General features: G+C 65.2%; 21 protein-coding genes, 1 tRNA gene and 1 pseudogene. 13 read left to right on the top strand and 10 right to left on the bottom strand.

From position 1 onward, the window contains the following. The 5 genes from QFZ65_RS01360 to QFZ65_RS01380 all read left to right on the top strand — a co-directional run bounded on the left by QFZ65_RS01360 (window position 1) and on the right by QFZ65_RS01380 (window position 4,930). Window positions 1-1,353 (top strand): acetyl/propionyl/methylcrotonyl-CoA carboxylase subunit alpha, encoded by a 1,353-nt coding sequence (locus QFZ65_RS01360; protein ID WP_306907671.1) that lies wholly within the window; start codon window positions 1-3, stop codon window positions 1,351-1,353. Next, window positions 1,350-2,255 carry an allophanate hydrolase subunit 1 gene (locus tag QFZ65_RS01365; protein WP_306907673.1) on the top strand — a complete coding sequence of 302 codons (906 nt, stop codon included), beginning with the start codon at window positions 1,350-1,352 and terminating at the stop codon, window positions 2,253-2,255. The genes QFZ65_RS01360 and QFZ65_RS01365 overlap by 4 nt, the downstream gene beginning before the upstream one ends. Further along, window positions 2,245-3,231, top strand: a complete 987-nt coding sequence (locus QFZ65_RS01370; protein ID WP_306907675.1) for a biotin-dependent carboxyltransferase family protein — start codon at window positions 2,245-2,247, stop codon at window positions 3,229-3,231. Before QFZ65_RS01365 ends, QFZ65_RS01370 begins: the two co-directional genes overlap by 11 nt. Window positions 3,232-3,378: 147 nt before the next feature. Next, entirely contained in the window at window positions 3,379-4,482 is a 1,104-nt protein-coding gene (locus QFZ65_RS01375) for an NADH:flavin oxidoreductase (RefSeq protein ID WP_306907676.1), read from the top strand. 112 nt (window positions 4,483-4,594) lie between these two features. Then, entirely contained in the window at window positions 4,595-4,930 is a 336-nt protein-coding gene (locus QFZ65_RS01380) for a hypothetical protein (protein WP_306907678.1), read from the top strand. Between the two features lie 28 nt (window positions 4,931-4,958). On the opposite strand, the gene QFZ65_RS01385 is transcribed toward QFZ65_RS01380, so the two are convergent. Beyond that, a complete protein-coding gene (locus QFZ65_RS01385; protein ID WP_373427550.1) occupies window positions 4,959-5,729 on the bottom strand; it encodes a LysR substrate-binding domain-containing protein in 771 nt (256 codons plus the stop codon). A gap of 80 nt (window positions 5,730-5,809) precedes the next feature. Here QFZ65_RS01385 and QFZ65_RS01390 point away from each other — a divergent pair. After that, a pseudogene (locus tag QFZ65_RS01390) lies at window positions 5,810-6,216 on the top strand (DUF5997 family protein). Between the two features lie 37 nt (window positions 6,217-6,253). Here QFZ65_RS01390 and QFZ65_RS01395 read toward each other — a convergent pair. Then, on the bottom strand, window positions 6,254-6,637 hold the full coding sequence (locus QFZ65_RS01395) for a VOC family protein (RefSeq protein ID WP_306907680.1): 384 nt from the start codon (window positions 6,635-6,637) through the stop codon (window positions 6,254-6,256). Window positions 6,638-6,783: 146 nt separating this feature from the next. Between QFZ65_RS01395 and QFZ65_RS01400 the strand changes: the two genes are divergently transcribed. Next, on the top strand, window positions 6,784-7,419 hold the full coding sequence (locus QFZ65_RS01400) for a hypothetical protein (RefSeq protein ID WP_306907682.1): 636 nt from the start codon (window positions 6,784-6,786) through the stop codon (window positions 7,417-7,419). Continuing rightward, entirely contained in the window at window positions 7,416-8,057 is a 642-nt protein-coding gene (locus QFZ65_RS01405) for an NADPH-dependent F420 reductase (protein ID WP_306907684.1), read from the top strand. Before QFZ65_RS01400 ends, QFZ65_RS01405 begins: the two co-directional genes overlap by 4 nt. A gap of 24 nt (window positions 8,058-8,081) precedes the next feature. Here QFZ65_RS01405 and QFZ65_RS01410 read toward each other — a convergent pair whose 3' ends face one another. The 3 genes from QFZ65_RS01410 to QFZ65_RS01420 form a co-directional block, all read right to left on the bottom strand. After that, on the bottom strand, window positions 8,082-8,564 hold the full coding sequence (locus QFZ65_RS01410; RefSeq protein WP_306907686.1) for a pyridoxamine 5'-phosphate oxidase family protein: 483 nt from the start codon (window positions 8,562-8,564) through the stop codon (window positions 8,082-8,084). 151 nt (window positions 8,565-8,715) lie between these two features. After that, a complete protein-coding gene (locus QFZ65_RS01415) occupies window positions 8,716-10,242 on the bottom strand; it encodes an APC family permease (protein WP_306907687.1) in 1,527 nt (508 codons plus the stop codon). 120 nt (window positions 10,243-10,362) lie between these two features. Beyond that, entirely contained in the window at window positions 10,363-11,853 is a 1,491-nt protein-coding gene (locus tag QFZ65_RS01420) for an NAD(P)/FAD-dependent oxidoreductase (RefSeq protein ID WP_306907689.1), read from the bottom strand. Window positions 11,854-12,040: 187 nt separating this feature from the next. Between QFZ65_RS01420 and QFZ65_RS01425 the strand changes: the two genes are divergently transcribed. Next, window positions 12,041-12,730 (top strand): TetR/AcrR family transcriptional regulator, encoded by a 690-nt coding sequence (locus QFZ65_RS01425; protein WP_306907691.1) that lies wholly within the window; start codon window positions 12,041-12,043, stop codon window positions 12,728-12,730. A 7-nt stretch (window positions 12,731-12,737) separates the two neighbouring features. Here the strand turns inward: QFZ65_RS01425 and QFZ65_RS01430 are convergent, their stop codons facing one another. The 3 genes from QFZ65_RS01430 to QFZ65_RS01440 all read right to left on the bottom strand — a co-directional run bounded on the left by QFZ65_RS01430 (window position 12,738) and on the right by QFZ65_RS01440 (window position 15,524). After that, entirely contained in the window at window positions 12,738-13,514 is a 777-nt protein-coding gene (locus QFZ65_RS01430) for an SDR family NAD(P)-dependent oxidoreductase (protein ID WP_306907693.1), read from the bottom strand. A gap of 27 nt (window positions 13,515-13,541) precedes the next feature. Continuing rightward, a complete protein-coding gene (locus QFZ65_RS01435; RefSeq protein WP_306907694.1) occupies window positions 13,542-14,921 on the bottom strand; it encodes an MFS transporter in 1,380 nt (459 codons plus the stop codon). Window positions 14,922-15,056: 135 nt separating this feature from the next. Further along, window positions 15,057-15,524 carry a ribose-5-phosphate isomerase gene (locus tag QFZ65_RS01440; RefSeq protein ID WP_306907695.1) on the bottom strand — a complete coding sequence of 156 codons (468 nt, stop codon included), beginning with the start codon at window positions 15,522-15,524 and terminating at the stop codon, window positions 15,057-15,059. 296 nt (window positions 15,525-15,820) lie between these two features. Here QFZ65_RS01440 and QFZ65_RS01445 point away from each other — a divergent pair, with 296 nt between their 5' ends. After that, window positions 15,821-17,326: a CoA-acylating methylmalonate-semialdehyde dehydrogenase gene (locus QFZ65_RS01445; RefSeq protein WP_306907696.1), complete on the top strand. Its 1,506-nt coding sequence runs from the start codon at window positions 15,821-15,823 to the stop codon at window positions 17,324-17,326. A 51-nt stretch (window positions 17,327-17,377) separates the two neighbouring features. On the opposite strand, the gene QFZ65_RS01450 is transcribed toward QFZ65_RS01445, so the two are convergent. Beyond that, window positions 17,378-18,958: a PucR family transcriptional regulator gene (locus QFZ65_RS01450; protein ID WP_306907698.1), complete on the bottom strand. Its 1,581-nt coding sequence runs from the start codon at window positions 18,956-18,958 to the stop codon at window positions 17,378-17,380. Window positions 18,959-19,085: 127 nt separating this feature from the next. Between QFZ65_RS01450 and QFZ65_RS01455 the strand changes: the two genes are divergently transcribed. Continuing rightward, window positions 19,086-20,459 carry an aspartate aminotransferase family protein gene (locus tag QFZ65_RS01455; RefSeq protein ID WP_306907700.1) on the top strand — a complete coding sequence of 458 codons (1,374 nt, stop codon included), beginning with the start codon at window positions 19,086-19,088 and terminating at the stop codon, window positions 20,457-20,459. Window positions 20,460-20,680: 221 nt separating this feature from the next. Here QFZ65_RS01455 and QFZ65_RS01460 read toward each other — a convergent pair. Next, window positions 20,681-20,763 (bottom strand) — tRNA-Leu (locus tag QFZ65_RS01460). Window positions 20,764-21,184: 421 nt separating this feature from the next. Here QFZ65_RS01460 and QFZ65_RS01465 point away from each other — a divergent pair. Continuing rightward, complete coding sequence (locus tag QFZ65_RS01465) at window positions 21,185-21,940, top strand: DUF3662 and FHA domain-containing protein (RefSeq protein WP_306907701.1); 756 nt, start codon at window positions 21,185-21,187, stop codon at window positions 21,938-21,940. Then, window positions 21,937-22,419: an FHA domain-containing protein gene (locus QFZ65_RS01470; RefSeq protein ID WP_306907703.1), complete on the top strand. Its 483-nt coding sequence runs from the start codon at window positions 21,937-21,939 to the stop codon at window positions 22,417-22,419. The genes QFZ65_RS01465 and QFZ65_RS01470 overlap by 4 nt, the downstream gene beginning before the upstream one ends. Window positions 22,420-22,421: the final 2 nt, after the last annotated feature.

Here is a 22,421-nt window from a genome sequence, read left to right on the forward strand (position 1 = left end):
ATGAAGAAACTTCTCATCGCCAACCGAGGCGAGATTGCCGTGCGCATCGCCAGGACCGCCCGGGAGATGGGCATTGAAACGGTCCTGGTCGTCAGCGAACCAGACGCCGACTCGCTGGCTGCCCGGTCAGCTGACGCCTTCGTCGTGGTGGGCCCCGCGCCTGCCCCGGCTAGCTACCTGAATTCCGACGCCATCATTTCTGCGGCCTTGGACAGCGGCTGCGACGCCGTCCACCCCGGGTACGGGTTTCTGTCCGAGAACTCCGATTTTGCCCGCAAGGTCACCGACGCCGGCCTCATCTGGGTGGGGCCGGACGCAGATGCGATTGAAATGATGGGCAACAAGTCCCTGGCACGGGAGTCCGCCCGGCAGGCCGGAGTCCCCGTGCTCTCTGGCTCGGACGGGCCCCTCGACCCCGAGGCAGACGCCATTGAGATCGCCCGAGGGATCGGCTACCCGCTTGTAGTCAAGGCCTCGGCCGGAGGCGGCGGAAGGGGCATCCGCTTTGTGCGCAGTGAAGGCGAACTGCTCGACACCATCGACCTGGCGCGCGGTGAAGCGGCAGCAGTCTTCGGTGATCCGACCATCTACCTGGAACGGTTCGTTGAGCACGCACGCCACGTGGAGGTGCAGGTCCTGGGCGACGGAAGCAACTTCATCCATCTTGGCGACCGGGACTGCTCCATGCAGCGACGCTCGCAAAAAGTCATCGAAGAAGCCCCGGCACCGGACCTTCCCGACGCGGTCCGTCAAAAGATTCGGAATTCCTCCGTTGAACTTGCCCGGGAATGCGGCTACAGCGGTGCCGGCACGGTTGAATTCCTGTATGACCCCGTCAACCATGTGGCGGCTTTCATCGAAATGAACACGCGGATCCAGGTCGAACATCCGATCACCGAGCAGATCACGGGTATCGACCTGATCCGCGAGCAACTCCTGATAGCCGGCACGGGATCAATGTCCATCGGGCAGGACGACGTCCGTTTCAGTGGCCACGCCATCGAATGCCGCATCAATGCTGAAGACCCTGACCACAACTTCTTTCCCAGTCCCGGCCGCATCAAGGCCCTCGAATGGCCCACCGGCGAGGGCATCCGGGTCGACACGGGCGTGGAGGCTGGATCCGTGGTCAGCCCCTACTACGACTCTCTGGTGGCCAAGCTGATTGTCCACGCGGACACACGCGAAGCAGCCATCGAGGCTATGCTTACCGCTCTGGGCGAGACCCACATTGAAGGAATCAAAACCACCATTCCCGTGCATAAAAAGTTGTTGGCGCGACCTGAATTCGCCGCCGTCACCCACCACTCGAAATTCATTGAAGCGGCCTCGGATCTTCTGGAGGCAAAGTGAGCAGCAACGCCACCACGCTGCCCGAGGCGCGCTACACCTGGGGCGGGGATGAATTTCTTTTCGTGGAAGTCTCCGAAGCCATGAGCCTCGCCGCTAACTTCAAAGTGATGTCGATCGCTTCCAAACTTGCGGCGGACGGCCTACCCGGCGTCGTGGACATCTGCCCTGCCAATGCGTCACTGCTGGTGAGGTTCGATCCCGATGTAATGCCACCGTCCGAACTGGAGGAGGCCGTCCGCGGGATTGAACGGGACCTGGCGCATCATTCCGAGCATGAGCTTGAAACGCGGATCATCGAGGTCCCGGTCTGGTACGAGGACCCCTTCACCGCTGAAGTAGCACAGCGTTTCCGGGAAGGCTTCCACCAGGAGCCCGACGGCACCGACATCGACTTCGCGGCCAAGGTGAACAACCTCAGGGACGCCGCCGCATTCATCCAGCGGCACCACGAACAGCCGTGGCTTGTTTCCATGGTTGGCTTCGTGGCCGGTCTGCCTTTCCTCTTCCAGCTGGTGGAACAGGAGAAGCAACTGCAAGTTCCGAAGTACCTGAGCCCCCGCACCGACACCCCGAAACTGACAGTCGGCCACGGCGGATGCTTCGGCTGCATCTACTCCGTGCGCGGCGCCGGCGGCTACCAGATGTTCGGCGTCGCCGCCGCCCCCATCTTCGATCCGGCCCAGGCCCTGGCCGATTTCAAGGACTTCATGGTGTTCTTCAAGCCGGGCGACATTGTGAAGTTCAAACCGGTCAGCGAGGACGAATACAACGCCATCCAGGCTGAGATTTCCGACGGATCCTTCCGTTACCGGCAGGTTCCCGTCACCTTCGACCTGTCCAAGGCCCTGGCCGACCCTGAGCGGTACAACGGGAAACTGATGGAGGCACTCGATGGCATTTGAAATCAAAAGCCCGGGACTGGCCACGACGGTCCAGGACCGGGGCCGTACCGGCCACTACAACGTGGGCATCCCCCAGAGCGGGTCGATGGACCAGTACTCCGCGGAACTCGGCAATGCGCTCGTCGGAAATTCCCCCAGCGAGGCCGCCCTCGAATGCACGTATCTCGGTCCGGTGCTGGCCACGGACCGGGACGCGGTCGTTGCAATCACCGGAGCCCCCGTAGAGGTTAAGGTCAACGGCGAGTCCCGGCCACAGTGGACCCGACTGCAACTCCGGGCCGGCGACCAACTCAGCTTTGGAGTCATCCAGGGCGGTACCCGCTACTACATCGCGGTCCAGGGCGGAATCGACGTACCCGAAGTGCTCGGTAGCCGATCCACGTACAGCTTGGGCGCGATTGGTGGCTTCCAGGGCCGGAAGCTTGAGCCGGGTGACCTGGTTCCGGTCGGCAGCCCGCCGTCCGGCCGGGACCTCCCCGCGGGGGATACCATTCCGGAGGACTTCCGCCCCGCCTATCGGAAGGAACAAAACGTTCGGATCGTCCTGGGCCTGTACGATCACCGCCTTACCGGGGAAGGGCTGGACAATCTTCTCACCCGGGAATGGCAGCTGACGCCCGTGGCCGACCGGATGGGGCTGCGTTACTCAGGTCCCGGCGTCACATGGAAGGAGCGGGAGCAGCCTTTCGGCGCCGGATCCGATCCATCCAACATTGTGGATGCCGGTTACGCGGTGGGCTCCATCCAGATTCCAGGCGGTACGCAGCCCATCATCCTGCACCGCGACGCCGTCTCCGGAGGCGGCTACGCCATGGTAGGCACGGTGATCAGCGCCGACATGGACCTGGTGGGCCGCGCGGCCCCGGGCACCGTCACCAGCTTCGTCGCCGTCAGTCTGGACGAGGCCCTCGTGGCGCGCAAGGAACTCGCCGAACGCAAAGAAAGGGCCTGGGCAGCTCTCGGCGTCAGCCGCTGACCTCCGGAGTATCGGCAGGGGCCCGGAGAGTATTCCGGGCCCCACAACGCTGTGTGGAATTTAACGCAAACGTTTGCCCTTAACCCCTGTAACGAGCACGCCCCGCGCTGTTTGCCCCTACCCCCAACCAACCCCTGTAGGAGATTCATGCCTGACTTCACTCCCCTCTGGTCACCCGCCCGAATCGGCTCCACCCAGCTAACCAACCGCGTCGCCCTGGCACCAATGACACGGATCAGCGCCACGGAAGACGGACATGCGACCGAGAAAATGGCCTCGTACTACGAAGCTTTCGCCCGCGGGGGATTCGGGCTGCTGATTACGGAAGGAATCTATCCGGACACAGCGTTCAGCCAGGGCTATCTGTTCCAGCCGGGCCTTGCCACTACGGAACAGGCACAGTGCTGGGCCAAGGTAGTTGACCGTGTCCACGCTGCCGGTGCCAAAATTTTCGCGCAGCTGATGCATGCCGGGGCGCAGGCCCAGGGCAACCGCTTTGTGGAGTCTTCAGTCGGTCCGTCCGCGGTCGCACCCAGGGGCGAACAGTTGGGGTTCTACCGCGGGGAAGGCCCATTCCCCGTGCCTTCGGAGATCACCGCCGACCAAATGGATGAGGTCCGGCAAGGGTTCGTGGCGGCGGCGCTGCGCGCCAAGGAGGCCGGCTTCGACGGCATTGAGATCCACGGCGCCAACGGGTACCTCCTCGACCAGTTCCTCACGGACTACCTGAACAAGCGCACTGACAGCTATGGCGGTTCGCCGGAAAACAGGGTGCGTTTCGCCGCCGAGATCTGCCACGCGGTCCGCGAGGCCGTCGGCACCGAGATGACGGTGGGAATCCGGATTTCACAGTCCAAGGTCAGCGACAACCACCACAGGTGGAGTGGCGGTACCGAGGAGGCGAAGGAGATCTTCGCTGCACTGGGCGCGACCGGAATCGACTTTGTCCACACCACCGAATACCGCGCTACTGCACCGGCGTTCGGAGATGGCACGCAGTCCTTGGCCGCCCTGGCCAAGGAACATTCCGGTGTGACCGTGATCGCCAACGGCAGCCTGGATGATCCGGAAACCGCCGTTTCCCTGTTGCAGGACGGCGCCGCGGACATTGTGGCCCTCGGCAAGGCGGCTTTGGCCAACCGGAACTGGCCGCACCGCGTCCGCGACAATCGGGCCTTCGATGAACTCGATACCAGGCTGTTTGCGCCGGTGGCAGACGTTAAGGACTGGGAGCTCGAGCTGCCGGTTTAGCTTGTATTGCACGGGCGGGACAGGCGGAAGCCGGTCCCGCCCGCTGCGACCTCCGGCCGCTGCCAAGCAGATAGCCAGACGGGGCCGGACCGGCACTTGCTAGGCTGAATGGATGAAACGCGCCCTCACCGCCCTGTCCGCCGCAACCCTTGTGCTGATGCTGACCGGTTGCGGCCAGGTGCAGGACGCCGCCAACAAGGCGGTCAGCGACGGCGCTTCCGCCGTCGCCACCGCAGCCGCGGGGGAAGTCCAGAAGCAGGCCTGTGCGCTCGTGGAGGACGGGCTTGTCAGCATCAAGGACAAGGAACTCCTGGGCGGGCTGGTCGCCGGGGCAGAGACCGCCGGCGTCCCCTCGGACATCACCACGCCGCTGCGGCAGATCGCGGCGTCCGGCGATCAGGTGCCGGCCGAGTCCGTGCAGGCCCTCCGGACTGCCTGCGCCGCATAACCGCGCCAGCTCCCCAAGGCAGGGGCCTTTAGCGCTTGCCCCTCTTCCGTGATCCCTTGCCGCGGCCCTTATCCGGGTTCGGCGCGTACCGCTGCGCCACTTTCGGCTTCTTGACGGCAGGCCCGCGCCGGTCCGGCTTGGGTTCCCGCTTCGGTTTCTCCTGCTGCGCCGAGGGTTGCCGGGAGCTCGCCGCCGTCCGGCCGCGCACAATCCCGATGAACTCCTCGATGACCGCATCCGTGGTGTCGCTGGGCCAGGCCAGGGCGATTTCCGTACCGGGTGCACCCGTGAGCTTCCGGGCCACAGTGTCCTTGACGTTGAAATGCCGCGCCACGGACATCGGCAGGATCACCAGTCCGGCACCGGAGGCCACCACCTGCAGGGCCAATTCCGGCCCGCCCAGTTCCCGTACATCAAGGAGGGTCTCCGCGGACAGGTCCGCCAGCGCCACTTCCTCAAACACCGAAATTTCATGGCCCTTCGGAGCGACCACCACCGGTTGTTCCTCATACAGCGCGATGACGCTCAGGCCTTCGCGCTCCACCGGCAGCCGGACGAAGCTCAGGTCAGCGGATCCGTCGAGCAGCACGGCAAGCTGGGCGCCGTCGTCGGACATGAAGGACCGCAGCGGAACCTCCGGCATCCGCTCTTCCCACCGCCGGATCCATTTGCCCGGCGTGACGCCGGGGACATAGGCGAAACGGAGCTCCCGCGCGGCCTCCCCAGCCGGAGCGGAGTCGGTTTCGGCGGTTTCGGCGGTTTCGTCGGGAGTTTGGGCGTATTCATCGTCTGCGGACACAAGTTCACAGTACCGCCAGAGCAGGGGTAGGGTTCCGCCGCTTGGTGTTCCGCATCCGCAGCGCCGGATACCCTTGAACCATGACCTCTGCAAACTCCCAGTCCATGAAGCCGGCCACCGTTGCCAAGAAGCTTGGCATCTACCTGCCCGCAACACCCCAGGAGTTCCAGGATTCGGTCATCACCCGCGCCGATTTCGCCGAACTCCAGGCCAACCCGCCGGAGTGGCTGGCGGAATTGCGTCGTACCGGCCCCCACACCCCCGCCCGGTGGTCGCGCAGAAGCTGAACGTGTCCATCGCAGGCCTCGCCCGCGGGGGCGTCGAGGAAGCACTGACGACGGCGGAGATCACCGCACTGCTGCAGGCTCCCCCCGCGTGGCTGGTGACCGAGCGCGCCACCCATGCCGCCGTCCGCGCCGAGGCCCAGCGGGTCAAGGACGAGGCCGCGAAGAAGGACGCCAAGAAGGCCCGCGCGAAGGCCGAGTAGCTGCTTCAGGCGCTCTGGCCTGCCGCGCCGGGCGTGGTCAGTCCTGGTGCAGCTGGAGGAAGTTGCCGCAGCCGTCGTCCAACACAACGGACGTGCCGCCGGGACCCTCGCTCGGTTCGCCCTGGAAGATCACGCCCTGGCCGCTGAGGCGCTTGTGTTCGGCCCGGACATCCGGAACCCCGAAAACGATCGCGGGTATTCCGGCGTCATGAAGGCTGTTCATGTAGGCGGCCCCGATCGGATTGTCGCTGGGTTCCAGCAGCAGCCCCGCGGAGCCGCTCCCGGTTCCCGGCGGGTCCTTGACGATGAACAGGTTGTGCTCCGGCAGCGCCATGAGGGTCTCGAAGCCAAGGATCCCCGTGTAGAACTCGTGGGCCGCCGCGGGATCCTTCACATGGATACTGCACATTTTCAGTCGCATGGGCCCAAGGCTACGCCGGGGACCACCCGGTGTGAACCAGCCGGGGAGGCGGCACCCGTGGACCATTGACGCCCTGCGCGCCAGGTATTCCAATGGAATCAGCGGAATGCGCCCGCCCCGGGCAGCTTCCCTGGAGGTGTTTGGACATGCCGGGTCTCGTTGAAGCCGCACCCCTGGCGGCTTCGCAACTGCTTGTGCTGGCCGTCGTCGTGGTAGCTGCGGCGGCGGGCTCGGTTTACCTGGCGCGGAAGCATCTGGCGGCCGACGCCGGACTGCCGGACGCGGTGTTCTGGGACAGCTTCGCGGGGTTCGCCGTCGTGGCGCCTGCCGTCATTCTTCCGTCGCTGGTCTCGCCGTGGGCCGGACTGATGCTCGGGCTTCTCGCTGCGGGCACCGCCGGGGCAGCCTACCGGTGGACTCCGCGCCTGATCGGCTGGCAGGGTGCGCGCCGCACAGTTCGGGAGACCCACGCAGCAAATGGCGTCGCAGCCGTCCGGCACCGCGAGGCGTTGGCCAGGTGGCGGCGCTATGAGCTGGACCCCGGGTACTGCATGGATTTTCCCGCCATGAGCGATCCCGCCCGGCCGGAGACGGCGTCACTCATCCGGGCGATGAAAGCGGCCGAGCAGCTGCGCGGTGCAGCCGACGCCGGTTACGGCGCGGCGGTCGACCGGCTCGAATGCGCCCTGGCCGAGGCGGAACGCGCCGCGGGGGCCCCGGCCTTCCCCAGCCCTGACGTGCACCGGCGGACTGCTGGCCTGACTGCGGAGGCACCACGATGACAGACATCACCATCATCGGCTGCGGGAACATGGCGCGCGCTATCGGCACCCGCGCCGTCGCCGCCGGACGTGCGGTCCAGGTTCTGGACCGCACGCCGGAGAACGCCGCCAAGCTCGCTGCTGAACTTGGCGGCGGTACTACCTCCGGCGGGCTCAACGAAATACCAGCCGGAGATCTTGTGGTGCTGGCCCTCTACTTCGGGCCGGCAAAGGAGGTGGCGACCCATTATGGCGACACCCTCAGCGGTAAAACCGTGGTTGAAATCAGCAATCCGGTCAATGCCGAGACCTTCGACTCGCTCGACGTGGCCGCCGGCTCGTCCGCCGCGGAGGAGATCGCCGCCCTGCTGCCCGGCTCCGTCGTCGTGAAGGCCTTCAACACCACCTTCGCCGGTCCGCTGACGGAGGGCAGGAGCTCCGGAGGCGAACCCCTGGATGTTTTCATCGCGTCCGATTCCGCGAAAGCCAGGGCCGACGTCGCAGCCTTCGCCGCTGCGGCGGGTCTGCGGCCGCTCCAGGTCGGAGGGCTCCACCATGCCAGGGAACTCGAAGGCTTCCAGCTTCTCGTGATTGGACTCCAGCTCAACCCTGAGTATGAGGCTCTCAACTGGGCCACCTCCTTGAAGATCATCGACTGAGCCGCCCGAGCGCCCAGGGTCGGCCTAAAGTTCCACGGTGCCGCTCTCGCCCACGCTCATCCTGCTGTGGGTGACCTTCGATTTGATCCATTGCAGCACCGTTGCCGCGGTTCCGCCCGGGCTGGTCCAGTACTCGGCGGAATCCGAGTCCACGTGGAGCAGGACGACTTCGGGGGTGTCGGGTCCGTCCGGGAACCAGGCCTCCACCGTCTGGTTCCACATGTCGTGGATCAACTGCCGGTCGGTGACCACCTCGGCGGTCCCGGCCACGGAAACCCACTCTGTGCGCTGGCCGAAGGATACGTTCACCGCGGGGTTCGCCTTGATGTGGGCCACCTGTGAGGTGTTGGCCGACGTGAAGAACCACATGTCGCCGTCGTCCTTGACGTCCTGGACGGCCAGCGGCCGGCTGACGAGTGCGCCTTGCTCGTTGATGGTGGTGAACATACCGATATGAGAATCGTTGATGATGTCCGTTACTTTGCTGATGCTTTCGGTGTCCGACATGCTGTCACCTCATTCGTCTCAACGGAGGAAGGTCCCCCTCCTGCCAGCCTATTGGTAAGTGTGCTTAGTTTCCAGTGCACATTTATCTCGGCTGACGGGAGGGGGACCTTCGCCGGGAAACGGACGGGGCCGCTCCTGCGCTCCGCCGGACTCAATTTCCTTTCGCGAGAACCTGTCCCTTGAAGAATTCGGGCCTGATCCGGTACATCACCAGCATGAGCACTACCCCCAGCAGGATCACGCCCATGCCGAGGATGAAGACAAGGCCCAGTCCGCCGACGGACGATCCGGAGCCGTACTCCGGGTCCATCGAGTCGTAGGCCGTCTTGAAGAACATCACCAGGAGGATGATCCCGCCCAGCAGGGGTGCCAGAAACTTGAAGAAGAACGCCCGTGCGCCTCTGAATGCTTCCGCCTTGAAGAACCACACACAGGCCAGCGCCGTGATGCCGTAATAGAAACAGATCATCATTCCGAGGGCGGTGATGGTGTCCCAGAGTGCGTTTTCGGAGGTGGTCCGGGTGATCACGTAGAACGCCGCAGCGGCAACGGCAGCAGCGACCGTGGCATATCCCGGCGACTTGAACCTCGGGCTGATCGTGCCGAATTTGTGCGGCAGGGCCTTGTAGTGGCCCATGGCGAGCAGCGTCCGCGCGGGAGAAACAAAGGTCGATTGCAGGGAAGCAGCGGAGCTGCTGAGGATCGCCAGGGACATCAGGATGGCAAAGGGGCCCATGACCGGGCCGGCAAGGACGGCGAAGATACTGCCCTGGTTCTCCGGGTTGCCGACCCCCAGCCCTTCTTCACCGATGCCGGCGAAGGCCACGGTGGAAAGGGCAACGGTCATGTAGATGACCACAATGACCAGCACGGTGACGGTGGCGGCGCGGCCCGGCGTCTTCTCCGGGTTCCGGGTTTCCTCGTTCATGGTCAGCGTGACGTCCCATCCCCAGTAGATGAAGATGGAAAGCGAGACGCCGGCGGCGAAAGCGGAGAACGAACCCACGGCGAACGGGTTGAACCAGTCCGGTGAGATGGCGGTTGCGTCGAAGGCGGTGCCGTTCGCGACGTGGCTGAAAGCGGCCACGGCGAACCAGCCGAGCACCACGAGCTGGAAGGCCACCAGAACGTACTGCACGCCCTTGGTGGTCTCCATTCCACGGTAGGAAACCCAGCAGGCCAGAGCGATAAACACCAGCGTCGTGGCGATATTCAGCGGCAGGTTGGTGGACAGCTCCGCCAGTTCCGGGTTCCCGAACAGCTGGGCCAGCATGAGGTAGAAGAAGTCCACCGCCACTGCCGCCAGGTTGGACAGCACGATGATGGTCGCGGCTATCAGCCCCCAGCCGCCCATCCAGCCGATCCACGGCCCAAAGGCGCGCGAGGCCCAGGTGAAGGAAGTCCCCGCGTCGGGCATGGCATTGTTCAGTTCACGGTAACCGAAGGCCACCAGCAGCATGGGGATAAAACCGACAAGGAAGATCGCCGGCAGCTGGACCCCGACCTCGGACACGGTGGGACCCAGGGCCGCGGTCAGCGTGTAGGCGGGAGCGATGCAGGACACCCCGATGACGACGGCGCCGATCAGCCCCACCGATCCGGCCTTGAGCCCCTTGGCACTGAGCCCTTTGTGCTCCTCGTGGTGCGAAGTCTGGGACGTCGCGTGGTGGATGGTCATGTTTGTGCCTCTCCGCAGGTTTCAGGTGACGCTGAATGGGTGGGGTGCTTCGATTCAAAGACGCTGGCTGCAAAAACCAGGGGCACCGGCAGGCACCCCACAGGGCGGACTGCCGGACTCTTAGGGGGTGACAGAGGCACGGTCGGCCGCCCACGCGATGCGGGCAGCGGTCTGGCGCCCCATCCGGATCGCTCCGTCAACGTGCTGGTAACCCTCGGCGGCCAGGTCTGAGGAGGACCAATAGATCGGGCCCACGGGCGCGTGCTGGTCCTTGCCGTAACGGTGCAGGCCGCCCAGGTCATAGCTGGAGGCGTAGGCGCCCCGGGTCCATTCCTCGGATCCCCAGTCGGATTCGTAGTAGACCTCCGGCTCGAGGGCCTTCGGGCCGAGGAAGGCCGCGATCGACTCGAGGATGGCGCGGCGCCGGTCCTCGGCGCTGAGCTCGAACACGGCGTCGGCCTTTTCATCCGATACGAACCCCACCAGCGTGCCCCGCGGGTCCTCGTGGTTGGTGTTGTCGTAAACCTCCTGGACCAGGGCGCCGGCACCGAAACAGGTTCCGGAGAGGCCGTCCGCCCGCCAGAAGGGCGGGCTGTAGACCGCGTGCACCTTGATGACCAGGCCGAGCGACTGGTGCTGGTGCATCTGGTGCTGGCGGCGCGGCAGCGGCGGGTCAAAGGAAACGCGGGAGTACAGGTTGGGCGGGACGGCCATGATGACGAACCGGGCATGCACGGTGGCGCGGTCGGACACCGCAGTAACCCGGTATTCCGCATCGCTTCCGCTCGGATCCGGGGCGCCGTTGCCGGCATCGTTTCCTCCGCCGTTTCCTCCTGTGTGTCCTCCTGCCCCGTTCTCTCCTTCCTCGTTCTCTCCTTCGGAGGCCGCCTCCCAGGTGATCGTGCGGACCGGGCTGTCGAGGACGACGTCGTCGCCCAGTTTGGCGGCCATGAGCTGCGAAACCTGCTGCATCCCGCCGACGACGCGCTTGTCCAGGATGAAGTCCTCGTCGGTGAGGTGCGTGAAGGATCCCGCCGATGCCGCCATCAGCACGGCCTGCAGGGCCGAGAAGGCGTGGGCGGGCTTGGTCAGCATGCCGCCGGCGATGAAGAGGCCGATGTTGTTGCAGGCTTCCTCGTCGGCGGAGTTCTGCCGCAGCCAATGGTGGAAGGAGATGGTGTCCAGCTCGCGCGCCTTCGGGTGCGCCCAAGGCTCCCGGGGTCCGATCTCCGCTGCGAGCGCATCCAGCAGGCCGGTGAGCCGGTCCATTTCCGCGGCCGTGCTTTCGCTGACCGGGAACGTGTCCCCCGCGTACAGCTTCCGCTTGCCATCGGCACCGATGTAGACGGACTTCCCGTCGCGGTAGCGCGAATACGTCTGCAGGCCCAGTTCCTGAAGCAGGGCGAGCAGCTCGGTCTGGTCCGGGGAAACCCACTGGCCCCCGATCTCCAGGATGGCCCCGTCGACGGTGTCCGTCCAGGTCCGGCCCCCTACGCGGTCCCGGGCCTCCAGTACGGCCACGCTCAGGCCTGCCTTCTTCAGTTCCCGGGCCGCGGTAAGCCCGGCGGGCCCCGCTCCGACGATCACGACGTCGCGGTCTATTTCCAGCATAATGTCCTCTCCGTGGCCGCCGTAGTGATGGGGACCACTAAATGAATGGCATTCATTTAGGAATGACTATAGACGCGATGCGCCGGGCGCGGAAGAGGCCAGCGGGGACTATTTGTGTCTGGGGGGAATGAGTCGGGAAGGGGGCACAATGGAGTCACCGAGCGCACCGCGAGCAGAAAGGCCACGAATGCCGGCAGCCACGAGCACGAACGCGGACCCGCAACGCCCAGAGGCGCCTCCCCGGCGTCGGGCAGGCAGGCCGGCTGCCGCCGTGCTGGACCAGGACGGCATCACTTCGGCGGCCCTGCAGCTCATCGGGAAGAGCGGCTACGACGGATTCACCATGGCCGCCCTTGCGCGGACGCTGAACGTCGCGCCCTCCGCGCTCTACAACCACGTCTCCTCAAAGCGGGACGTGTTGGTCCTCGTCCAGGACCACCTGACCTCATTCGTGGACGTGGCGTCCTTTGAGTCGGAGCCCTGGGACCAGGCAGTACGCGAGTGGGCCTGGAGCTACCGGGAGGTGTTCTCCAAGCACACCCCGCTGATCCCCGTCATCGCAGTGCTGCCCGTGACGGACGCGCCGAAAACACTTGCCATGTATGAAGCCGTCAGCGCCGGGTTCGGCCGGGCAGGCTTCCCGCCAGAGCGTATCGTCTCGGCGATTGTGGCGCTGGAATCCTTCATTTTCGGCTCCGCCTATGACGTGACGGCGCCGGCGGACATTTTTGATTCCGGCAGCATGGCGGCGGCGACGCCGCACTTCACCGCCGCCGTCGAGAGCCTGGCGGAGCAGGCCTTCGAGAAACCCGCCGACGTCGCCTTCAGCCTGGGACTCGAGGCACTGATCGCCGGCTTCGCCGCGCTGCGGGCGTAGCAAAGCGTCAGGAAAGCTGCAGTCCCCCGTTGATGTCATACGTGGCGCCCGTGATGAAGCCGGCGTCCTCGCCCAGCAAAAACACCATCAGCGCTGCGATGTCCCGCACGGTTCCCACCCGGCCCACCAGGATGTCAGCCGACATGGCCGCCTTGCGCTCATCCGTCAGCGTTCCGCCCATGATGTCGGTATCCACCGGACCTGGCGCCACACAGTTGACGGTGATCCCGTGCTGGCCCATTTCCCGGGCCAAAGCCCGAGTGAAGCCGATGATGGCGGCTTTCGAAGCGCTGTAGGCCACCTTGGAGTAGGTGCCTCCGCCGCGCTGGGCGGAGATGGAGGAGACACTCACGATCCTGCCAAGCTTGCGCTCAATCATGCCCCTGAGCACGCGCTGGGTGACCAGAAACGTGCCGGTCATGTTGATCTTGAACACCCGTTCCCAGGCCTCGAGAGTCTCATCCATGAACTCGGTGGGTGAGCTGATGCCCGCCAGGTTGGCCAGGCCGACGATCGGCGGCAGGGCGGACTCGACCTCGTCGATGGCGGCGTTGACGGTTGCCTGGTCCGAGACGTCCGCGCCCACCCCGGTCGCCTGGACGCCGTAGACGTCGGCGATTTCCTCAGCGGCTTTCCGGGCCGCGTCGCCGTCGATGTCCAGAATTGCCACGGCCCAGCCCTGGCTGGCGAGCATTTCCGCCGTCGCCCGTCCGATGCCGCGCGGGGAGGCTGCGCCGGTCAGTACGGCCGTGCGCTCAGCGGGGAATGTTCCTTGAGGACTCATGTCCGTGTCCCTCTCGTCGGCGGGTTGTCAGTTTTGGATATCGAACTCGTCGGCGGCCACGGCTTCCTCACCGACCGTGGCGTGGGTGCCGGGCCTCACATGTCCCTCCGGGCGCTTGCGTGCGTAGAGGTAGGTAGCGGCGGCCGTGATGGCGAGGCAGGCGGCCAGGAAGATGAGGCCGGAACGGTTGTCCCCCGTGGCGTCGTTGAACAGCCCGACAGCGTATGGGGCAACGAACCCGCCCAGGTTACCGAGCGAATTCACCATGGCCAGCCCGGCTGCGGCGGCAGCGCCCACCAGGGCCGTCGCAGGCATGGCCAGGAACGGGGCGATGGTGGAGTAGATTCCCATCGCGGCGAGCGTCAGGGCGAGCATGGCCAGGATGGCGTTGACCTGCACCAGGAAGCCGGCGGCCAGGAGGCCGACGGCGGCCATCACCATGCTGATGCTGGCATACAAAACCCTGTTGCCGGTGCGGTCGGAGCGGCGTCCCCAGTAGTACACGAAGAAGGCGGCAACGGTGTATGGGACGGCAACAATGAAGCCGACCTGCGTGGTGCTGAACTTGCCGAGCGCGGCAACGATGGTCGGCAGCCAAAGGCCCAGGCCGTAAATGCCGCACACCAGCCCGAAGTACAGTGCCGAGTAGGCGATGGTCCGCGAGTCCTTGAGGCCTGCGAGGAAGTGGTGGGGCTGGCCTTTCTGCCTGTGGGCCAGCTCCGCGTCCATGGTCCGGGTCAGCCATTCGCGCTCGTCGTCGGCCAGCCAGTGCGCATGTTCGGGACGGTCGGTCATCAGGACCGGGGTCAGCAGGCCGAGGAGGATGGCGGGGACGCCTTCAATGATGTAGAGCCACTGCCAGCCCTGCAGACCCAGTATGCCGTCCATCTGCAGCAGCAGGCCGGAAACGGGAGCTCCGAGGGCGTTGGAGACGGGCTGGGCGAGGATGAAGATGCCCAGCACGGTGACGCGCTGGGCGGCCGGGAACCACAGGGTCAGGAAGAACAGGATGGCCGGAAAGAACCCTGCCTCAGCTGCACCCAGGAGGAACCGGACGATGTAAAACGTGGTTTCGCCGTTCACCAGCGCCATGGCGGTGGCGAAGATGCCCCACGAGATGAGGATGCGGGCGATCCATCGGCGGGCGCCGTACTTGTACATCCCGGCGTTGCTCGGGATTTCCAGCAGGGCGTAGCCGATGAAGAACATGCCTGCTCCGAGGCCGTAAGCCGTTGCGCTCAAGCCGATGTCCTCGCTCATGGTCAGCTTCGCGAAGCCGACGTTGTTCCGGTCCAGGTAAGCGACGAAGTAGAGCAGGACGATAAGGGGCATGAGGCGATTGCGCACTTTGCGCAGAGTCCGCTGGCCCAGCTCGTCGAGTTGATTGGCAGGATTCATGGACGACATCGTGCACCTCGCTGTGAGTTACGAGCCCGCCGGTTCCGCAGCGGAACAGTTAATGTGTACCACTTCGAAACTTATTAGTCATCATGCTTAGCACCGCCAGGGTGGGCAAGGAACACCCTGCGGGTCCGCTTCGTATCAGTCGGCTTCGTAGGAGTGGATAGCGTCCACTTTTGCCGCGGAGGGGGAGTTTTCGTCGAAGCGGTAATTCAGCCATTCGCCGACGAGCTTCTTGGCGAGTTCGAGTCCGATGACGCGCTGGCCCAGGGTGAGGACCTGGGCGTTGTTGCTCAGAACGGAGCGTTCCACGGAGTAGCTGTCGTGCGCGGTGACGGCCCGGATGCCGGGAACCTTGTTGGCGGCGATGGCAACACCAAGGCCCGTTCCGCAGACCAGGAGCGCGCGGTCGGCTTCTCCCTCGGCCACTTTCCGGGCGGCGGTGACAGCGAGGTGCGGGTACGCGGTGGAGTCGTTGGAGGCGACGCCGATGTCCACCACCGAGGCGACCCGGGGATCCGCCTCGAGGAGTGCTTTCAGAGCGTTCTTGTATTCAACTCCGGCCTCGTCGTTGCCGATGACGATGCGCCAGCCTTCCGGGTTAGTCATTTTGTGCTCCCTTTCCGGCCGTTGGGGCCTTCTCTGAGGCGGTCGGTTCTGGCCCGGCCGATTCCGTTCCGACGTGTTGGGCGATCCCGGAACACTCAAAACCTATCGGGGCGGGGCCCGGTTTGTAAGGGGTCCGGTTTCCGACTTCCGCGACTGCCTGCGCCCTTGGTCCTGTACATATGTCGAAGCGAGGCCACCTATCTAGCCAAACGTAGGCCACACCCGTGTCCATCGCGCCACTACCGTTGCTGGCAAGCCGCTCCCGGCAGACCTCAGCACTGAAAGCGAGAAGAAGCGTGTCCGTCAACCAAGAACTTCCCGTACTGTCCCACTGGATCAACGGAACCGAGGCACTCTCCTCCGGAGACCGCACAGCTCCCGTCTTCGACCCCGCGCGCGGCATCGAGACCAAGCGCGTGGCCCTTGCCAACGCCGGTGACATCGAAGCCGCCATCTCCTCGGCCCACAAGGCATTCCCGGCGTGGCGCGACCTCTCCATCAGCAGGCGCCAGCAAATCATCTTCCGCTTCCGCGAACTGCTGAACGAGCGCAAGGGCGAACTTGCGCAGATCATCACCGCCGAACACGGCAAGGTGGTCTCCGACGCACTCGGTGAAATCACCCGAGGCCTGGAGGTCGTGGAACTCGCCACGGGCTTCCCGCACCTGATCAAGGGCGAGCATTCGGAAAACGTCTCCACCGGAGTTGACGTCTATTCCACGAAGGCGCCCCTCGGTGTCGTCGGCATCATCAGCCCGTTCAACTTCCCGGCCATGGTCCCGCTCTGGTTCCTGCCGATCGCGATTGCCGCCGGTAACGCGGTGGTTCTCAAGCCGAGCGAAAAGGACCCGACGGCGGCGAACTGGCTCGCCGCGCTGTTTTCCGAAGCGGGCCTGCCGGACGGCGTCTTCAACGTCCTGCACGGTGACAAGGAAGCCGTGGACGGTCTCCTGGAACACCCGGACGTAAAGGCCATCTCCTTCGTCGGGTCCACACCGATCGCGCGGTACATCTATGAGACTGCGGCCCGCAACGGCAAACGCGTCCAGGCCCTCGGCGGTGCCAAGAACCACATGCTGGTCCTTCCCGACGCCGACCTCGAGCTCACGGCTGACGCCGCCATCAATGCCGGGTTTGGTTCCGCCGGTGAACGCTGCATGGCCATCAGTGTGGTGGTCGCCGTCGAGCCCGTTGCCGACGAACTGATCGAGAAGATTGCCTCCCGGATGGCAACGCTGAAGATCGGCGACGGACGCCGCAATTGTGACATGGGCCCCCTCGTCACCGAGCAGCACCGCGACAAGGTTGCCTCGTACATCGACGTTGCCGCCGAGGACGGTGCGAAGGTGGTGGTCGACGGCCGCGGCATCAAAGTCGACGGCGACGAGAACGGTTTCTGGCTCGGCCCCACCCTGATCGACGACCTCCCCGTCACCTCCCGTGCCTACACCGAGGAGATCTTCGGCCCGGTGCTGTCAGTGGTCCGCGTGGGCAGCTACGAGGAAGGCCTGGACCTTATCAACTCCGGCGCCTTCGGCAACGGAACGGCCATTTTCACGAACGACGGCGGTGCGGCCCGCCGCTTCCAGACCGAGGTTGAGGTGGGCATGGTGGGCATCAACGTGCCGATCCCGGTGCCCGTGGCGTACTACTCCTTCGGCGGGTTCAAGGACTCGATCTTCGGCAGCTCCAAGGCCTACGGCCTGCAAGGCTTCGAGTTCTACACACGGGAAAAGGCCATCACCTCCCGCTGGCTGGACCCGAGCCACGGCGGCATCAACCTGGGCTTCCCGCAGAACTAGGTAGCCCTTAATACGACAGCGGCCTCCGACACTATGCCGGAGGCCGCTGGCCTATTCGTCCATGAACTGGACGGCAGCGAACAGCTCCAGCCGGTCCCGCATGCTGTCCAGGTTCAGCCCCAGGATCCTTCCGGCGGCGTCGATCCTGTTCCGCAACGTATGGCGGTGCACCCCCAGCCGGCGGGCGGTCAGGTCCCACACGCAGTTGTTGGCGAACCACTCCCGGACGGTGCCCAGCAGCTCGGTGTGCTCCGCCTCATCGTGGGCGATCAGCGGCTGCAACAATCCCCGGGCCACCGGCCCGGCCTTTTCCTCCCGAAGCAGGCCCAGCATGCCGCCGTCGGACAATTCGGAAAATACGACGACGACGCTCCCCACTTCCGCAGCGCGCCTCAGGGCGCGGGTGGCTTCCTCCACGGCGCCGGCGAGGCCCTCCATATTCACTTCGCTTGAAACACCGGCAACTGCGCCATGGCGTTGAAGCAGCTCCAGAACCTTGTCCTGATGGACCTTCCCAGCCAGGATCACCAGCAGCTCGTCGCGGAGGGCGTAAAACACGGCACCGCGGTAGTCGTCGGCGAGCAGTTCCAGCGCCTCGAGCAGGTTCGGCGCCGGACTCTCCTGCCGTGACGCCGTCACGACCAGCGGTTCACGCGGGAGTTGGCCCCAAACCTGGCGCGCCGTTCGAAGTGCGACGTCTGTGCTGCCGGCCAGCAACTGCTCGAAGACGCCTGCGCGGAGGTGACGGCGGGCGGTATCGAGGGTGCGGGCCTGCTCCAGCGCCAGGCTTGCCAGACCGATCACAGTGTTGACAATGTCTGCTCTGGCGGGGTCCAGCGGCTCGATGGCACCGAGCACCAGGGCGCCCCGCAGGCTGCCTTTGCGGCCGAGCGTCTGCAGCGTCACCGACTGGCCTTTGATATTCAGGTGGGATGCAGAACGGGTTCCCAGGTCTAAGGCACTGCGCACCCTTTCGGCCATCTCGGCAGCAATATCCGAGGGAACCGGACGGTTCCTGGGCATGCGGACGTAGTTGCCCGCGGCGTCATAGAGCGCCACCCAGGTGTGCAGCTGACGTTCCAGCTCACCGAGGATCGAGGTCAGTCCGTCGGGGCGGAGTGCAGCGCGCGAAATGGCCCGCTGCGCCTGCAGCGACCACTCGGCCCGGGCGTGCTCCTCCTTGGCCAGGTAGTCCGCCACCATGCGGATAATCGCGATAAAGGGTGTCCGGTCCGGCACCTCCAGCAGCGGCAGCCCATGGTTGCGGCAGGCTTCCTCCAGACCCGGCGGCAGCGTTCCGTGGATCACCTGGGTTGCGAAGCCCAGGCCCACTATGCCGCGGTCCACCAGCCGGCGCACATACTCCTCATACCTCCGGCCGTACGGCACCTCCGGTGACCGCTGCCCTGCGTCCGCTTGCGTCGCCGTCGTGCCTCCTGCCGCGTCCACAGGGAACTGCGTGCCGTCAGTGAGCAGCAGCTGGCCGGCGTCCAAGAACGGCGTGGGGTCCTCAAGGTCGGAGCTGTGTACCCAGCTGACGGGCTCCTCCAGCTGGGATGCGCCCAGATCGGGCACAACGAGCCGCAGCTTGAGCGACCGGCTGCGGAGGAGGACATTCAGGCTTGGCGGCATAGCGGACCCTTGTGATGTGAAAACGTCGAACGGGATAGCACCGATTGTACAAACGTATACGCGGCAAAAGATCAGTTAGACCGGAAGATGAAGGAACGTCCCAATTCATCCCTCGAGAGGAACCGTCATGGTCGCCAGCCCGGCAACCCTGCCTGTGGCAGACATCAGTGCCGCAGCAACTACCGCAGCCGACGACGTAGCCGTCACCAATGCCGACGTCGTCGCCCTGGACCACGCAAATGTCTTCCATTCCTGGTCTGCGCAGAAGTCCCTGAATCCGATGGCGATCGCCGGCGGCTCCGGCAGCACCGTATGGGACCATGACGGCAACACGTACCTGGACTTCTCCAGCCAGCTGGTCAATACCAACATCGGCCACCAGCACCCGAAGGTCATCGCGGCCATCGCGCAGCAGGCAACGAGCCTGGCCACGGTGGCACCCGCGCACGCCAACCACATCCGGGCCACGGCTGCCGCCAAGATCCTCTCCCACGCTCCGGCCAACATGGAGAAGATCTTCTTCACCAACGGCGGAGCAGACGCCAATGAAAACGCCATCAGGATGGCGCGCCTTCACACGGGCCGGGACAAAGTGCTTTCCCGCTACCGCTCGTACCATGGCAACACCGGCTCGGCCATCGCGGCCACGGGCGACTGGCGCCGCATCCCCAACGAATATTCGCGGGGCCACGTCCACTTCTTCGGCCCGTACCCTTACCGCTCGGAATTTTGGGCCCAGAGCCCGGAACAGGAAACCGAGCGGGCACTGCACCACCTGCGGCGCGTGATCCAGGCCGAAGGACCGCAGTCCATCGCGGCCATCCTGCTGGAAACCGTCCCTGGAACCGCAGGAGTCCTCGTCCCCACGCCGGGCTACCTGGAAGGCGTCCGGGCCCTGTGTGATGAGTACGGCATCGTGATGATCCTCGACGAGGTCATGGCCGGCTTCGGCCGCACCGGCGACTGGTTTGCCTTCGACGCTTTCAACGTAACCCCGGACCTGATCACTTTCGCCAAGGGCGTCAACTCCGGCTACGTCCCGGTGGGCGGTGTGATCATCTCCGGTGCGATTGCAGCAACCTTTGATGAGCGCGTTTTCCCCGGCGGGCTCACCTACTCAGGGCACCCGCTGGCCGCAGCCTCGATCGTGGCCTCGATTGAAGCCTTTGAAGAAGAGGACATCGTGGGAAACGCCGCCCGCATCGGCCGGGACCACCTCCAGCCGGGCCTCGCCGCCCTGGCCGAGAAGCATGCCGTCATCGGCGAAGTCCGCGGTCGAGGCGTCTTCTGGGCACTCGAACTCGTACAGGACCGGGAGACGCGCATGCCCGTCACCACCGAATTCATGGGCCGGATCAAGGCAGAACTCCTGCGCCTGGGCCTGTTGCCGTTCCTCGCGGACAACCGCATCCACGTGGTGCCGCCCGCCGTCGTCACTGCTGAAGAGGTAGCGCAGGCACTGGCCATCTACGACCGGGCCCTCACTGCCGTCCAGGTGTGACCCTGGTCGCTCGCCCGTCCGGGGGCGCTTTGGAGCCAGTTCCGGCTCAACGGGCTCGCTGCTGCGGCGCGTCCGTGTCATAGTGCCCCGGGACGGCCGGCCGTGGTCACGGTCGGGACGCGCCGCCCCGCAAAAGGCCGCACTCCGGAAACGGACCGGGCCACCGTTCCAGACAAAGAAAAACACCCCCGGTCCGAAGACCGGGGGTGTTTCTGATTGCGTGCGCGAGGGGGGATTTGAACCCCCACGCCCTTTCGGACACTGGCACCTGAAGCCAGCGCGTCTGCCGTTCCGCCACTCGCGCGCAACTTCTTTCACCCGGATGGAGGACCCGCGTCGCGGACCGCCAACCTCGTAAAAGCAGCGAGATCAAGCATAACGGACAACCGCGGGAAAACACCAATCGAGCTCCACACGGCCCCTCGGACCACGGAAACCCACGGGCGTGAGCGTCTCTCTTCGGCCTCCAAATTGGTATCTGGCAATGTCCGCCGGCCATACCAGAGCCCGTCCCAGCAGTTCCGCCGCCATGCACATCTGCGCACGTCAGAGCGCGCAGGGAGAAAGATTATGGCAGGCAGTGGCGGGGCCGCTTAAGGCCATTCCCAGCCTCGCCCAGTAGTATCTGGTGTAGGAGTGCCCGGCTACGGAGGGCTTCCGCAAATGTTGTAAACCGAGTTTCGGAACGAACACGGCCCTGCAGTCGTAAGGAAAGGAGAAGGACCATGGGATTGCTGGACAAAGTCGAGCGCGGCATCGAAAAGGCCGTCCGTGGAGTCTTCTCCACCGGTTCTCGTGCCCAGGTTGAGCCCGTCGAGATCGCCAGCCACCTCCGCCGAGAGGTCGACAACAAGGCCCTGACCATCGCCGCGGGCCGCACCCTCGCCCCCAACGTCTTTGACGTCCTCTTGAGCGAGGAAGACTTCCAGCGGGCGCAGGAATGGGGTACCCCCCTCGCAGAAGAGCTGTGCGACGTCGTCATCAACCACGTGCGCAGCCAGGGCTACACCCTCCAAGGCCCGGTCCGCATCAGCTTCCGCCGCGACGACGAACGCCGCGCCGGGGATTTCGAGATCAAGTCCCGGACCGAGAAGACCGCCGATCCCTCCGCCCCGGCCCCGGCGGCACCGGGGGTCTACAGCGATATGCCTGCGGCGCCCACGCGCCAGCCATCACGGCTCCAGCCGGTACTGGACATTGACGGCCAGCGGTACTCGCTCAATGCACCGTCCGTCGTGCTCGGACGTTCAACAGACGCCGACATCCTTATTGACGACACCGGTGTTTCGCGCCGCCATCTCGAAGTCCGGACCGGGCCAGGCACGGCACAAGCGATCGACCTCGGTTCCACAAACGGCAGCTACGTCAACGGCCACAAGGTTGTAGGGAGCTCGGAGCTTATGGACGGCTCCACGATCACTATGGGACGGACAAAAATCACCTTCCGCCTTCTGCCCGCCAACACAGGCGGCCGCGCGTGAGCGAACTGACGATCACCGCCCTGCGTTTCGGATTCCTGTTGCTCCTGTGGGTCCTTATCTTCAGCATCGTGGCCGCAATGCGCCGCGACCTGATGATCGGACGCAAAGCAGCGGCAGGTGCTCCCACCGCACGGCAGGTCCGGAAGAACCCCTCCCTCGCAGAGCCGGCCCCCGCTCCCGTCAAGCAGCAGGCACGCCAGCTGATGGTGACGGAAGGCCCGCTGAAGGGAACCACCATTCCGCTGGGGGCCAGCCCCATCCTGCTTGGCCGTGCACAAGAGGCCACGCTCGTCTTGGAAGATGACTACGCCTCCGGCCGGCACGCCCGCCTGTTCCCGCAGGGCAGCCGTTGGTTCATCGAGGACCTGGGCTCCACAAATGGCACGTATCTGGCAGACCAGCAGCTGACCCGGGCGCTGCCGGTAGAGCTCGGCGTCCCCGTGAGAATCGGCAAGACGGTCATCGAATTGAGGCCGTAGCC

This window comes from Arthrobacter sp. B3I9 (assembly GCF_030816935.1).
Classification (GTDB): domain Bacteria; phylum Actinomycetota; class Actinomycetes; order Actinomycetales; family Micrococcaceae; genus Arthrobacter.